Origin of the sequence: Haliea alexandrii (assembly GCF_003719295.1) — a bacterium.
Classification (GTDB): Bacteria; Pseudomonadota; Gammaproteobacteria; order Pseudomonadales; family Halieaceae; genus Haliea; species Haliea alexandrii.
Window position 1 is genome coordinate 493,742 of record NZ_RFLW01000003.1, and the last position, 12,644, is coordinate 506,385.

At 62.3% G+C, this 12,644-nt stretch carries 11 protein-coding genes; 6 read left to right on the forward strand and 5 right to left on the reverse strand.

Annotation, left to right across the window (positions count from 1 at the left end; translation table 11 throughout):
• Nucleotides 1-14: 14 nt before the first annotated feature.
• On the reverse strand, nucleotides 15-3,518 hold the full coding sequence (locus EGJ68_RS14655) for an indolepyruvate ferredoxin oxidoreductase family protein (protein WP_123035288.1): 3,504 nt from the start codon (nucleotides 3,516-3,518) through the stop codon (nucleotides 15-17).
• A gap of 133 nt (nucleotides 3,519-3,651) precedes the next feature.
• Here EGJ68_RS14655 and EGJ68_RS14660 point away from each other — a divergent pair, with 133 nt between their 5' ends.
• Genes EGJ68_RS14660 through EGJ68_RS14670 form a run of 3 tightly spaced genes read left to right on the forward strand, consistent with a single transcriptional unit; the run spans nucleotide 3,652 to nucleotide 6,030 of the window.
• Nucleotides 3,652-4,119 carry an Lrp/AsnC family transcriptional regulator gene (locus EGJ68_RS14660; protein ID WP_035526670.1) on the forward strand — a complete coding sequence of 156 codons (468 nt, stop codon included), beginning with the start codon at nucleotides 3,652-3,654 and terminating at the stop codon, nucleotides 4,117-4,119.
• Between the two features lie 7 nt (nucleotides 4,120-4,126).
• Nucleotides 4,127-5,269: a methionine aminotransferase gene (locus EGJ68_RS14665; RefSeq protein ID WP_123035289.1), complete on the forward strand. Its 1,143-nt coding sequence runs from the start codon at nucleotides 4,127-4,129 to the stop codon at nucleotides 5,267-5,269.
• Entirely contained in the window at nucleotides 5,257-6,030 is a 774-nt protein-coding gene (locus tag EGJ68_RS14670) for an amidohydrolase (RefSeq protein ID WP_123035290.1), read from the forward strand. The genes EGJ68_RS14665 and EGJ68_RS14670 overlap by 13 nt, the downstream gene beginning before the upstream one ends.
• Before the next feature lie 37 nt (nucleotides 6,031-6,067).
• Here the strand turns inward: EGJ68_RS14670 and EGJ68_RS14675 are convergent, their stop codons facing one another.
• The 4 genes from EGJ68_RS14675 to EGJ68_RS14690 all read right to left on the reverse strand — a co-directional run bounded on the left by EGJ68_RS14675 (nucleotide 6,068) and on the right by EGJ68_RS14690 (nucleotide 10,044).
• Entirely contained in the window at nucleotides 6,068-7,096 is a 1,029-nt protein-coding gene (locus EGJ68_RS14675; RefSeq protein ID WP_158283686.1) for an OmpA family protein, read from the reverse strand.
• 131 nt (nucleotides 7,097-7,227) lie between these two features.
• A complete protein-coding gene (gene hda, locus EGJ68_RS14680; RefSeq protein ID WP_199228059.1) occupies nucleotides 7,228-7,962 on the reverse strand; it encodes a DnaA regulatory inactivator Hda in 735 nt (244 codons plus the stop codon).
• On the reverse strand, nucleotides 7,934-9,016 hold the full coding sequence (locus EGJ68_RS14685; protein WP_123035293.1) for an AI-2E family transporter: 1,083 nt from the start codon (nucleotides 9,014-9,016) through the stop codon (nucleotides 7,934-7,936). Before EGJ68_RS14685 ends, hda begins: the two co-directional genes overlap by 29 nt.
• Nucleotides 9,004-10,044: a DUF2066 domain-containing protein gene (locus EGJ68_RS14690; protein WP_158283687.1), complete on the reverse strand. Its 1,041-nt coding sequence runs from the start codon at nucleotides 10,042-10,044 to the stop codon at nucleotides 9,004-9,006. Before EGJ68_RS14690 ends, EGJ68_RS14685 begins: the two co-directional genes overlap by 13 nt.
• Nucleotides 10,045-10,208: 164 nt before the next feature.
• Here EGJ68_RS14690 and purM point away from each other — a divergent pair, with 164 nt between their 5' ends.
• The 3 genes from purM to EGJ68_RS14705 are packed head-to-tail and all read left to right on the forward strand — an operon-like array spanning nucleotide 10,209 to nucleotide 12,644.
• On the forward strand, nucleotides 10,209-11,246 hold the full coding sequence (gene purM, locus EGJ68_RS14695) for a phosphoribosylformylglycinamidine cyclo-ligase (protein ID WP_123035295.1): 1,038 nt from the start codon (nucleotides 10,209-10,211) through the stop codon (nucleotides 11,244-11,246).
• Nucleotides 11,246-11,941, forward strand: a complete 696-nt coding sequence (purN, locus tag EGJ68_RS14700) for a phosphoribosylglycinamide formyltransferase (RefSeq protein WP_123035296.1) — start codon at nucleotides 11,246-11,248, stop codon at nucleotides 11,939-11,941. Before purM ends, purN begins: the two co-directional genes overlap by 1 nt.
• Nucleotides 11,859-12,644, forward strand: a complete 786-nt coding sequence (locus EGJ68_RS14705; RefSeq protein WP_233248842.1) for a DUF3108 domain-containing protein — start codon at nucleotides 11,859-11,861, stop codon at nucleotides 12,642-12,644. The genes purN and EGJ68_RS14705 overlap by 83 nt, the downstream gene beginning before the upstream one ends.

A 12,644-nucleotide genomic window follows, 5' to 3' on the forward strand; every position in this document is an offset into this window, starting at 1 on the left:
CTGCCTGTGTTGGGTCAGGCAGCATTGACAATAGTGACCGTGGCCACGGCTTCGCCGCGAAAGCGACGCAGAAGCTGGGTGCGCTGCCCGGCCAGCTGCTCACGGTTGCGGTCCTTGACGTGGCCGAAGCCGCGCAGCCGGGCGGGCAGCGACGCCAGCTCCACCGCATCCGCGTAATTTTCGTCACTCAGACCGGAGAGCAACTCGTCAAGCAGGGTGAGGTAGTCATCAATGTCCGCGCGCTCCTGCCGACGTTCGGCGGTATAGCCGAAAATATCAAAGCGTGTTCCACGCAGCCTCCGCAGCCGGGCGAGCCAGCCAAAGGCGGTCAGCATCCACGGGCCGAACTCCTGCTTGATCAGGTGGCCGGTAGCGGGGTCGCGCTTGCTGAACAAGGGCGGCGCCAGGTTGAAACGCAGTTCAAAATCGCCATCAAACTGCTGCTCGAGCTTGCGCAGGAACTCGCCGTTGCTGTACAACCTGGCCACTTCGTACTCGTCCTTGTAGGCCATCAGTTTGTGGAGCACCCGGGCCACGGTGGCGCTGAGGCTACCCGGCTGTTCTGCCCGGGGGTCCGCAGCACGCACGCGATTCACCTGTTGCCGGTAGCGCTCCGCGTAGGCCGCATCCTGGTAGTCCGCAAGACGCGCTGCGCGGTCGACAACAATCTCTTCCACCAACTCGAGGCGCGATGCCGCGGGCGGGGCCAGCTCATCCACCAGCGCCAGCACGCGCTGGGGCTGATCGGCACAGCGGCGTCCCCACAGGAATGCCTGTTTATTGAAATTGACGGCCACCGCATTCAACTCGATGGCCTCCTCCAGCGCGGCGGCGGAAACCGGCACCAGACCCTGCTGCCAGGCGTAGCCAAGCAGGAACAGGTTCGCGGCTATGGAGTCGCCCAGCAGCTGTGTGGCGATGCGTGTTGCATCAATGAAGAACGCCGCCGAGTCGCCGACCTCGTCACTCACCTTGGCTTTCATGGCGCTGGTGGGGAAGCGCGCATCCGGGTCGAGAATAAAGGCTGAGGTGGGCACTTCGGCATCGTTGACCACGGCGTGGGTGCGGCCGTGCGCCACCTTGCCCAGTGCTTCATAGGTGGAAGTCACCACCAGGTCACAACCGAGCAGCAAGTCGGCCTCTCCGGCGGGAATACGCACCGCCTTGATGTCTTCCTGATTGGCGCTGACCCGCACATGACTGACCACGGCACCAAACTTCTGCGCCAGGCCCGTCTGGTTCATGGTCGCACAACCCTTGCCTTCAATGTGTGCCGCCATGGCCACCAGGGCGGTAATGGTCAGCACACCGGTGCCGCCCACGCCGGTCACCACCGTGTTCCAGGGCCGCTCAAGCTCTGGTAACTGCGGCTCGGGAAGTGGGTCGAACAGGCCTTCCGCGCCACCGCCGGCACCCTCGGGCTTGCGCAACGACCCACCAATGACCGAAACGAAACTCGGGCAGAAACCATTCGCGCAGCTGTAGTCTTTGTTGCAGGAGCTCTGGTCAATCTTGCGTTTGCGGCCCAGTTCGGTGGCCTTCGGCAGCACCGACAGGCAGTTGGACTTGATGCTGCAATCCCCGCAGCCCTCGCACACCGCATCGTTGATAAACAGGCGCTTGGCCGGGTCTTCCAACTGGCCCTTTTTACGCCGACGGCGCTTTTCCGCCGCGCAGGTTTGTACGTAAACGATGACCGATGTGCCGTTATACTCCCGCAGCTCGCGCTGCAAGGCATCCATCTCACGGCGATCATGCAGGCTGAAGTAACTGGTGACACCGTGGAACTGGCCGCTCCAGGCTTCCGGGTGGTCACTGACCAGGGCGATACGCTGCACACCCTCGGCAGCAACCTGGCGTATCAGGTCACCTACCGACAAACTGCCATCAATGGGCTGGCCACCCGTCATGGCGACCGCATCGTTATAGAGAATCTTATAGGTAATGTTCACACCGGCGGCAACCGCGGCCCGAATGGCGAGAATGCCCGAGTGGAAGTAGGTGCCATCACCCAGGTTCTGAAAGACGTGCCGGGTGTCAGTGAACGGCGCCTGGCCAATCCACGTCGCCCCCTCGCCACCCATCTGCGTGAACGTATGGGTTTGCCGGTCAGGCATCCAGGTGGCCATGTAATGGCAGCCTATGCCGCCAAAGGCGTGGCTGCCTTCAGGCACTTTGGTCGAGGTATTGTGGGGGCAGCCGGAACAGAAGTGCGGCACGCGCTCGATGGTGTCCCGCGGCTGGGCGAGTGAGCGCTCCTTGTCCTCGATCCAGCGAATACGCTGATCCATGGTTTCCGACTGATAGAAGCGGCGGATACGACTGGCGATCGCCAGCGCCACCATCGCCGGCGTCAACTCGGCCAGGTTGGGCAGGAGGTCCCTGCCGGCTTCATCAAACTCGCCGATCACGCGGGGGCGCGCCGCCACCGGATAATTGTACAGCTGGCCGGTCAGCTGGTCTTCGATGATGGAACGCTTTTCCTCCACCACCAGAATCTCCTCCAAACCTTCGGCGAAGTCATGGGTCATGCGCGGCTCGAGGGGCCAGGGCATGCCGACCTTGTAGACGCGCAGACCGATTTCGGCGGCCACCGCATCGTCGATACCCATGTCCTCCAGCGCCTGCATGACGTCCAGATAGGCCTTGCCGGAGGTGATAATACCCAGCCGCGGGTTAGGGCAATCCACTACCACACGGTTGATGCCGTTGACACGGGCGAACTCCCGCGCCGCATAGATCTTGAACTTGTTGAGCCGCAACTCCTGCTCCAGCGGCTTGTCCGGCCAGCGCGCGTGCACGCCATCGGCGGGCATCTGGAAGTCTTCGGGCATGACGATGTTGATACGGTCGGGGTCGATGTCCGCAGAAATGGCGGAATCCATGTTTTCGGTAATGGCTTTCAACGCCACCCAACAGCCGCTATAGCGCGATAATTCCCAGCCGAAGATGCCCAGGTCGAGTACTTCCTGCACATTGGCCGGGCTCAACACGGGCACCGAGGCACCGATGAACATGTGCTCCGACTGGTGCGGCAATGTCGAGGACTTGCAGGCATGATCATCCCCTGCCACCGCCAGCACACCGCCGTAGCGCGATGTGCCAAATGCATTGGCATGCTTGATCACATCCATGCTGCGATCAACCCCCGGCCCCTTGCCATACCACATGCCGAACACGCCATCGTAACGCGCGCCGGCAAACAGGTTGGTCTGCTGGCTGCCCCAGACCGAAGTCGCCGCCAGATCTTCGTTCAACCCCGCCTGAAAGTGAATATTGTGACGCTTGAGCCAGGGTTCGGCTTTCCACATGGCCTGGTCAACGCCACCCACGGGGGAGCCGCGATAGCCGGATATAAAGCCCGCCGTATTGAGCCCGGCGCGGCGATCGCGCTGCTGCTGCAACATGGGCAGCCTGACCAGTGCTTCAATCCCGGTCATGTAGGCGCGCGCCGTGTCGAGGGCGTACTTGTCGTCCAGCGATACTTTTCTGAGAGCGTTGCGGTTGTCGGTTGCCATAATCACTGCTCCTGCACGGACCTGAGATTCTGCGCCAGACGGAGAGGATTTGTTATTTGATTTGGTGGCCTTTTACACGATATTGTGCATAAATTATGCAACAGTTAAGCAATTATAGGGTTAAACAACCATCATGCTCGCCCCTCAGGACATTGAGATACTGAAACTGCTGCAACGGGATGCCACCACGAGCACCGCCAGCATCGCCGACAGGATCAACCTGTCCCAGTCACCCTGCTGGCGGCGCATCAACCGTCTGGAAGAGGAGGGTATTATCCGGCGGCGGGTCGCCCTGCTGGATCGCGCACAGCTGGGTATGGATGTGGTGGTGTTCGCCACCATCAACCTGACCGCCACCGGTCGCCAGAACCTGGTGAGCTTCGAAACCGAAATCGTCGATCACCCCGAAGTGGTCGAGTGCTATACCATGACCGGCATCTGGGACTACATGCTGAAGATTGTTACCCGCGACATTCGCCACTACGAAGACTTCGTGCGCAACACGCTGACCACCAGTCCCGGCATTCGAGAGCTGCACTCCCACATGGCGGTGACTGAAATCAAGAACACCACCGAATTACCGCTGGATACCCAGCTCTAGGACGCGCATGTTACAGAGCAAACTCCCGGCGGTTGGCACCACCATTTTCTCGCGCATGTCCGCCCTGGCGAGCGAGTGTGGCGCGGTGAACCTGTCGCAGGGCTTTCCCGATTTCCCTGCACCCGAGCGCTTGCGCCAGGCGCTGGCCCGGCAGGCGCTGGAAGGACACAACCAGTACGCGCCCATGGCGGGACTACCCGCATTGCGCGAGGCGATCGCCGTCCAGCTGGCACATCATCGCGGCGTAGTGTGTGACGCAGACACTGAAATCACGGTGCTACCGGGCGCCACCGAAGCGATCTACTGCGCCATCACCGCCTGCGTGTCCGCCGGCGACGAGGTGATTCTGCTCGACCCCTGCTACGACAGCTATCGGCCCGCGGTGCTGCTGGCCGGTGGCGTCCCGGTACATGTGCCGCTGGATCCCGTGACGTTCATGCCCGACTGGGCCCGTATCGAGGCCGCCATTTCCAGGCGCACGCGCATGCTGGTCATCAACTCGCCTCACAATCCTAGCGGCGCAGCGCTGGCACGGGAGGACCTCGAAACCCTGAACACACTGGTCGCCAGGCACGGCCTGCTGGTGGTGAGCGACGAGGTCTATGAATACCTGATTTACGATGGCCGCACGCACCACAGTGCACTGCAATTCGACGCTCTGCGCGCGGCCACGTTTGCCGTCTTCTCCTTCGGCAAAACCTACGGTGTCACCGGCTGGAAAACCGGCTACTGCGTCGCGCCCCCCGCGCTCACCGCAGAACTGCGTAAAATTCACCAGTATGTCTGCTTTGTCGCCGTCACCCCGGTGCAGCAGGCGCTCGCCGATTTCATGCGCGCCGAGCCTGATTACCCGTTGACGCTGGCGACGCTCTACCAGCACAAGCGCGATCTGTTCAATCGCGCCCTCGCCGGTTCGGCGCTGCGCCTCACACCCAGTGCCGGCAGCTATTTTCAGCTACTGGACTATGCTGCACTGAGCGACAGCGCCGATGTTCAGCTCTGTGAAGCGTGGACACGGGAGGTGGGCGTTGCCTCCATACCCGTATCGGTGTTTTACCAGCAACCGCCTGCACAGCGGCTTTTGCGCTTCTGTTTCGCCAAACAGGACGCCGTGCTGCAGCAGGCCGCGGAGCGACTATGCAAAATCTGAATGTCACCCTGGTGCAGTGCGAACTCGCCTGGGAAGCCCCCGATGACAACCGGCACCACCTCGAAGCACTGCTCGAGAAAAGCGCCGGCGGAACGGACCTCATCGTCCTGCCGGAAATGTTCACCACCGGTTTTTCCATGAACGCACTGGCCAATGCCGAATTACCCGGCGGCGCAACCGAGTGCTGGATGCAGCGGCTGGCAGCACAGCACAATTGTGCCCTCACCGGCAGCATCGCAGTGCGCTGCGAAGACCAGGTCTACAACCGCATGCTGTTTATCACGCCCGATGGCACCGTCAGCCACTATGACAAGCGCCACCTGTTTCGCATGGCGGGTGAGCACGAACGTTACGGCGCTGGCCAGCAGCGCGTTACCGTGACCTGGCGTGGCTGGCGAGTGTTACTCCAGGTGTGCTACGACCTGCGTTTCCCCGTGTTCAGCAGAAACCGGGAGGACTACGACCTCGCTCTGTACGTCGCCAACTGGCCCGCTGCGCGGCGTACGCACTGGCGTGCCCTGTTGCCAGCACGTGCCATTGAAAACGCTGCCTGTGTGGTGGGTGTGAATCGTGTGGGGCAAGATGCCAAGGGCATCAGGTATTCGGGGGACAGCCTGGCGATCGCCGCCGATGGCAGCATGCTGGCTGATCTTGGAAACAAAAACGGCACTGCCAGTATTACCCTGAACAGTGCCGATCTACTTGCGTACCGTACGCGTTTTCCCTGCCAGCTGGATGCGGACGACTTTCAGCTGCGCTGAATAGTCGCCCTGCAGCCACCCGCTTCAGGGCGCCGGCTTACTTCTTGTATTCAACTTCCAGCGTTGCCATTACACGGCGGTTTGCGGCACGACCTTCACTGGTGTCGTTGCTGCCCACCGGCCGCGCTTCGCCGTACCCTACCGCTTCCAAGCGGTCAGCGCTGATACCGTGTTGATTGACCAGCAAGTCCACAACAGCCTGCGCACGACGCTGTGACAGTTGCTGGTTGTAGTTTTCCGGGCCCACGCTGTCGGTGTGACCTTCAACATCAACCTGCAGGTCGTTGAAGCGCTTCAGGAACGCCGCCAGCTCACTGATGTCATTGAAGTACATCTCCTTGACCTTGGTTGAGTCAAAGTCGAAGTTGACTTTCAACTTGATGGACGCCACCTGAGTTACCGGCAGCGGGCAGCCCGTTGCGTCTACACGCGTGCCAGCGGCTGTGCCGGGGCACTGGTCGCGATCGTCGTTTACGCCGTCGCCATCGGAGTCAACGGGCGCAGCAGCAACCACCACCGGCGCGGGATCTTCCGCTACTTTACCGAAGTAGTAGTTCAGGCCAGCGGTGAGCAGGAAGTCGTTTTCGCTCTCGTCCAGGCTGTGCAGCATGCGCGCGTCGAGGCGCGCACCAAAACGCGGTGTCAGCATCCAGCGCAAGCCACCACCGGCGTTGGCCGTGGTTTCAACGGTATCGAACAGGTCAGCGTCGATATCGATTTCACCCATGCCGAAAGCCAGGTAAGGACGGACGCGATTGCCGCCGCCGATGTAACTGCCGGTGTAATACATCATGCCCACCTGCCACGCAGCGACGTCGGTTTCCGTACCGTCGTTGTAACGCGTGCTGTCTTCGGCGTACATGACTTCAGCGGCCCAGTTATCGGTAAAAGCCCACTCCAGGCCAACAACCGGAGTTTCAGTATCTTTCAGCCGACGGTCGCCATCGAACACGAACTGACCGATGCCAGCGTTGATTGTCAGCGGGACCTCGGCAGAAACCGGCGCAACAGACATGGATGCAGTGGCTGCGATTGCAGCTACACCGGCGAAAAATTGTTTTTTCATTACACTCTCTCCTGGTTGCATGACACGGCCCTTGTTTCAATGGCCATTACAGAATGATACAGGCTCGTATCTCATTCGCCACCACAACAAGGCTAAATAATTCACAGTCTTGATTGGGAATATTTCCTGCGCTAGAGGCCGAGCACACCCTTGACGAAGGGCACCGTGAGTGCGCGCTGGTCGGCCAGCGAACGGGTATCCAGCGTCTCCAGCACGAGCATCAGCGACGCCATGTCGCGCGGCGCGCGGCTCACCAGGAATCGGCTGACTTCCACGGGCATATCGAGCCCGCGACAACGCGCACGGAACTGCAGGATAGCCTGCATGGCGGCATCGTCCGGTGCCGGCAGCTGAAATACCGGCCCCCAACCCAGCCGGGAGCGCAGGTCGGCCAGCACTACGGGCAACTGGCGAGGACTGTTATTCGCAGCAAACACCAGCCGGCAGCGGTTGTCGCGGGCGCGATTGAACAGGTGGAACAAGGCCTCCTCCCACTCCGGCTGGCCAGCCACCCGGTCAAGATCGTCGATGCACAGCAGACGCTGGCCTTCGAGCCCACCGAACAACTCTGCGGCCGGCAAGGCGCACAGATCAGCCAGTGGCAAATAGGAGCTACTCCCCGGGCACAGATGGCAGGCCGCCTGCAGCAGGTGCGACTTGCCGCTGCCGGCGGGGCCAAACACATACAGGGTCGGCTCCCCATCCGCCATACACTGGGCCTGCAATGCGGCCAACAGGGGCTCGTGCACCCCTGCGCCCAGGAAACTGACAAAGGTCGCGTCATCACGCAGCCGCACGTTCAGGGCCAGCTGACGGACGGGCACAGCAGACACCGCCTCAATCCCCGCTGTAAAGCTGGCTGGCACGATAGTAGGCCATGGCGTGACGCACGAAAACCATAATGACCGCCGACACCGGCAGCGCGACCAGCACACCGACAAAGCCCGCGATCTGTCCACCGGCCATCAGGGCAAAGATCACCGCCACCGGGTGCAAGCCAATGCGATCGCCCACCAGCACCGGGGTCAACAGCACGCTTTCCAGCACCTGGCCCACGCCGAACACCAGCGCGACCCAGAACAGGATTGTCCACTCCTGGAACTGCACATACGCGAGCACACAGGACGCCAGAATGCCGACGACAAACCCGAGGTAGGGCACAATGCTGGCAAGCCCCGCAACAACGCCGAGCACCAGCGCGAACTGCACCCCGACCAACCACAGGCCGGTGCTGTAGATCACCCCCAGTGAGCACATGACCAGGAACTGGCCGCGCAGAAACGCACTGAGCACCTCGTCGGCTTCCCGCACCAGGGCAATCGCGTTCTTATGCCAGGCGACAGGCACGATACCCAACGCCTTTTCCATGAGGATGTCCCAGTCGCGCATGAGGTAGAAGGCCACAACCGGCACCAGCGCGAGATTGAACAAGCCGGCGAGAAACCCGGCACCTGAGCCGGTCAGGCTTTTCAGGGTCGACGCCGTCACCTTACCCAGGGACTGCCAGTGCTCGGCAAGCTGCCCGGACCAGTCAATCTGCGGCAACTGGGCCGCGGGCACACTCAAACGATCGCGCAGCCAGGGCACGAGCGTTTGTGTAAGCCATTGATATAAAGCAGGTATTTTTTGGATCAGGGCATCCAGCTGCTGTAGCACCAACGGTACGGCAACGAGCATGCCGACCACAATCAGGCCGGAAAACAGGACGAAAACCACCAGCACTCCTGCCGTACGCCCGAGCTTGCGGCGCTCCAGCGCATCCACCAACGGATCCCCCAGGTAGCCTATCAGGGCTCCGAGTACAAACGGCAGCAAAATGGGCTGTAACAGATAGAAGGCCAAAGACAGCGCCACGAGCAGCGCCAGGGCCAAGGGCCAGCGCTGCACGGGCAGCTGGCTGTCGGGTTCTAGTTGCGCCACAGGTAATTCAGTCCTTTTCCGGTGCCGGCCGCGGCCGGTCGCATACGGGGGTTCAGCTCGATGATCGAAGCCAGCTGGGAGGCGTCTGCCGCCGCCACAACAGCGAGAGTCAGCCTGTCTTTGTCCAGCGCGGTCACGCGCGCCTGCCGGATAGGCTCCAGGCTCTCCAACCAGCTCATGACCGCCGCGTAGTCGGCGTAGCTCGCCACCCCAGTCACGTTCAGCAACAGGGTATCGCCGGCATCGGCGCCGCTGATGGCATAGCGCGCCGCCATATCTTCCACCACCAGATCGACCCCGCCGCGCAAGAAACGACTCGCGTCTGTACGCGTAGCACTGCGGTCCTGCCGCCCCTGAGTGGACAGATACGCCCAGTCACCGACCACGTCGCCCGCCGCCAGTTTTGCCACACGCCCGGCCAGCACCTCAGTGGCGCGATAGCGTGTAGAGGCGGCGATCAGCAGTGGCGACGGCAGGTGCCAGGCTTCGGCGGGGTCAAGCGCTGCGGCGTCGGTGAGATCGAGGAGCGGAAAGCGCAACGGAACGCCACGACGGCGGAAGCCTTCGGTGAGCTCGGCAGCCAGTTCCGGATGTGCCCCCGGGCTGACAAAACTGCGTTGACCGGCTTCTTCCACCACCAGCCAGACGAGAACAGCAGGGCGGGTCGCGGTCCAGATGGGGGCTCCCGCACTCAGCAGCAAATCGCGCACCTGAGCCGGGTCAAACTCCACGCGGGCAGAAAGTGCCGCGTCGCCGCTATCAACCCGGTTGTAGGAATACTGCTGCACCCGCGCCCGCGCGGCTTGCAGCGCCCCTGCGACCTCGGGACGCGCCAGCACGTCCACAGACCCGGACACCTTGACCAGCACCTGCGCCAAACCTTCCTCGGCGGCGCGCGCCAGCTCCGCCTCACCGCGATTGGCAACCGGCACATCGGCCACGTACAGATCGCGCACCAGCTCTGCCGGAAACGCGTAACACACCACGAGTAACAGACTTGCTGCTACCCACTTGAGGGGCGCACCCAAAATGGCCTCCGGCGAATCAGGTAAAAGCTCATTGTAACAGCAGCGGGGGAAGTGGAGCTGCATCGGCGTGAAAATTGCCGCAGGCGTGAATCGCCCCGCGATTAGGGCTAGAATACGCCCCCTGCCACGGCAGCTGCCCGCAACCGACTCGGACCCCGCACACCATGAGCACAGACAATCAGGGCAAAGCCCTCAGCTACAAAGATGCCGGCGTGAATATCGACGCCGGCAATGCACTCGTGGAGCGCATCAAACACGTTTCCCGACGCACTGCTCGCCCGGAAGTACTGGGCGGCCTGGGTGGTTTTGGCGCGCTCTGCGAAATACCCGCCGGCTACCGGCAGCCAGTTCTGGTCTCTGGCACCGATGGCGTCGGCACCAAGCTGCGCCTGGCGCTGGAGATGGGCATACACGACAGTATCGGCATCGACCTGGTCGCGATGTGCGTCAACGATCTGGTGGTGGCGGGTGCCGAGCCGCTGTTTTTCCTCGACTACTACGCCACCGGCGCCCTGAATATCGACACAGCCGCCGCCGTCGTCAGCGGTATTGGCCAGGGCTGCGAGCTCGCGGGCTGCGCACTGGTGGGGGGCGAAACCGCCGAAATGCCCGGCATGTACGAGGGCGAGGACTACGACCTGGCGGGCTTCTGCGTTGGCGTGGTGGAAAAGGCCGACATTATTGACGGCAGCAAGGTCGAGGCCGGCGACACGCTGATTGCCATCGCCAGCAGCGGCCCGCACTCCAACGGCTACTCGCTGATCCGCAAGATACTGGAAGTCAGCGGCGCGTCCCTGCAACAGCCCTTCGGCGACAGCACCCTGGGTGCGACCCTGCTCACACCCACGCTGATTTACGTCAAGGCATTGCTCGCGCTGTTTAGCGAGGTCGAGGTCAAGGCGCTGAGTCATATCACTGGCGGGGGCCTGCCGGAGAACCTGCCGCGGGTGCTACCGGCTGACTGCCGCGCGGTGGTGGACACCAAAAGCTGGTCCTGGCCACCGATTTTCCAGTGGCTGCAGGAACAGGGTAACGTCGCCACGCCCGAGATGTACCGCACCTTCAATTGCGGCGTGGGCATGGTGCTGTGTGTCGCACCGTCCGCTACCCTGACCACGCTCGAACTGCTGGCCCGTGAGGGCTTGACCGCATGGCAGCTGGGCACGATTGAGCACGGCGAGCACGGGGTGGAACTGGCCTGATGTCGGGGAGCTCACCCGGCCGCATTGCGGTGCTTATCTCCGGTCGCGGTTCCAACATGCACGCCCTGATTGACGCCTGCAACAGTGGCGCACTGCCCGCGGAGGTCTGTCTGGTCATCAGCAACCGCGCTGATGCAGCGGGCTTGCGCAGCGCGCGGGAGGCCGGTATCGAAACCGCATGCATCGCCCACGCGGACTTCCCGGACCGCGAGGCGTTCGATAGCGCACTGGTGGCGCGGCTACAGCAGGCGGAACCCGATCTGGTGGCCCTCGCGGGGTTCATGCGCATTCTGACGCCGGTATTTATCACACCTTTTGCCGGTAGATTATTGAACATTCATCCGTCATTGTTGCCCAAGTACCCGGGGCTGCACACGCACCAGCGGGCCATTGACGCCGGGGACAGCGAGGCCGGAAGCACCGTCCACTTTGTCACCCCTGAGCTGGACGGTGGCCCACCGGTGCTGCAGGCGTACGTCCCGATACAGGCCCATGACACCGCGGACAGCCTCGCGCTGCGCGTTCTGGAGATGGAGCACGCCATTTACCCGTTGGCCGCCCGCTGGTTCCTGCAGGGCAGGCTCACACTGGACAAACAAGGAGCACATTTCGATGGCCAGAAGATTCCCGCGAATGGGCTTCGCTATCGGCCGCCCGTCACTGCTGATGACGCTGCTGCTCGGAGCCGCCCTTAGCGCCCCCCTGAGCGCGAGCCCGGCTCAGGCCAGGACATCCACAGAACCTGCGCTGCAGCCCTACCTGGTCAAATACTCCACGTCGGCGCGGGGCATGACGGTGACGCTGGAGCGCGAGCTGAAAGCCGAGGGCGAGGGCCGCTACACGCTGACCAACGGCGGCACGCTGCTGGTCGTGGGCTTCCACGAAGTGGCGGTGTTCAACGTTGAGGGCTCGGAAATTCACCCTAAATCCTATATTTACCAGGGCACAGGCCTGATCAACCGCCGTCGCGAGGTGCATTTCACGCCAGGCGCCGATACCGTGCGCAGCTTCTACAAAGATGAGTGGTACGAATTGCCCTACACCGAAGGCACGCTGGACCGCATGAGCCAACAGGAACAGTTGCGCTTGCAGTTGATGGCGAAGGAGAACCCGAAGGAAAACCTGCAGGTCCGCATTGCCGACGGCAAGCGCATTCGCGACTACGAGCTGGTGTATGTGGGCGAGGAAATTCTGGACACCCCGCTGGGCCCGGTGAACACGCTGCACTTCGAGCGGCTACATGAAGAACCGGACCGCGAGTCCGACATGTGGCTGGCCCCGGAGTGGGATTATCTAATGGTCAAAACCATCCACGTGGAAGACGACAAGCCGGTGGAAGTGTTGCTCGCCGAAGGCAGCATGGGCGGCGCACCGCTAGAGGCCATGGCCACCCCCTGA

Excerpts from the sequence above, each read along its gene's own strand:
- purN (WP_123035296.1), top strand. The coding sequence starts at position 11,246 with ATGTCGGGGAGCTCACCCGGCCGCATTGCGGTGCTTATCTCCGGTCGC.
- EGJ68_RS14655 (WP_123035288.1), bottom strand. The coding sequence starts at position 3,518 with ATGGCAACCGACAACCGCAACGCTCTCAGAAAAGTATCGCTGGACGAC.
- EGJ68_RS14665 (WP_123035289.1), top strand. The coding sequence starts at position 4,127 with ATGTTACAGAGCAAACTCCCGGCGGTTGGCACCACCATTTTCTCGCGC.
- purM (WP_123035295.1), top strand. The coding sequence starts at position 10,209 with ATGAGCACAGACAATCAGGGCAAAGCCCTCAGCTACAAAGATGCCGGC.
- EGJ68_RS14670 (WP_123035290.1), top strand. The coding sequence starts at position 5,257 with ATGCAAAATCTGAATGTCACCCTGGTGCAGTGCGAACTCGCCTGGGAA.
- EGJ68_RS14705 (WP_233248842.1), top strand. The coding sequence starts at position 11,859 with ATGGCCAGAAGATTCCCGCGAATGGGCTTCGCTATCGGCCGCCCGTCA.
- EGJ68_RS14660 (WP_035526670.1), top strand. The coding sequence starts at position 3,652 with ATGCTCGCCCCTCAGGACATTGAGATACTGAAACTGCTGCAACGGGAT.
- EGJ68_RS14675 (WP_158283686.1), bottom strand. The coding sequence starts at position 7,096 with ATGAAAAAACAATTTTTCGCCGGTGTAGCTGCAATCGCAGCCACTGCA.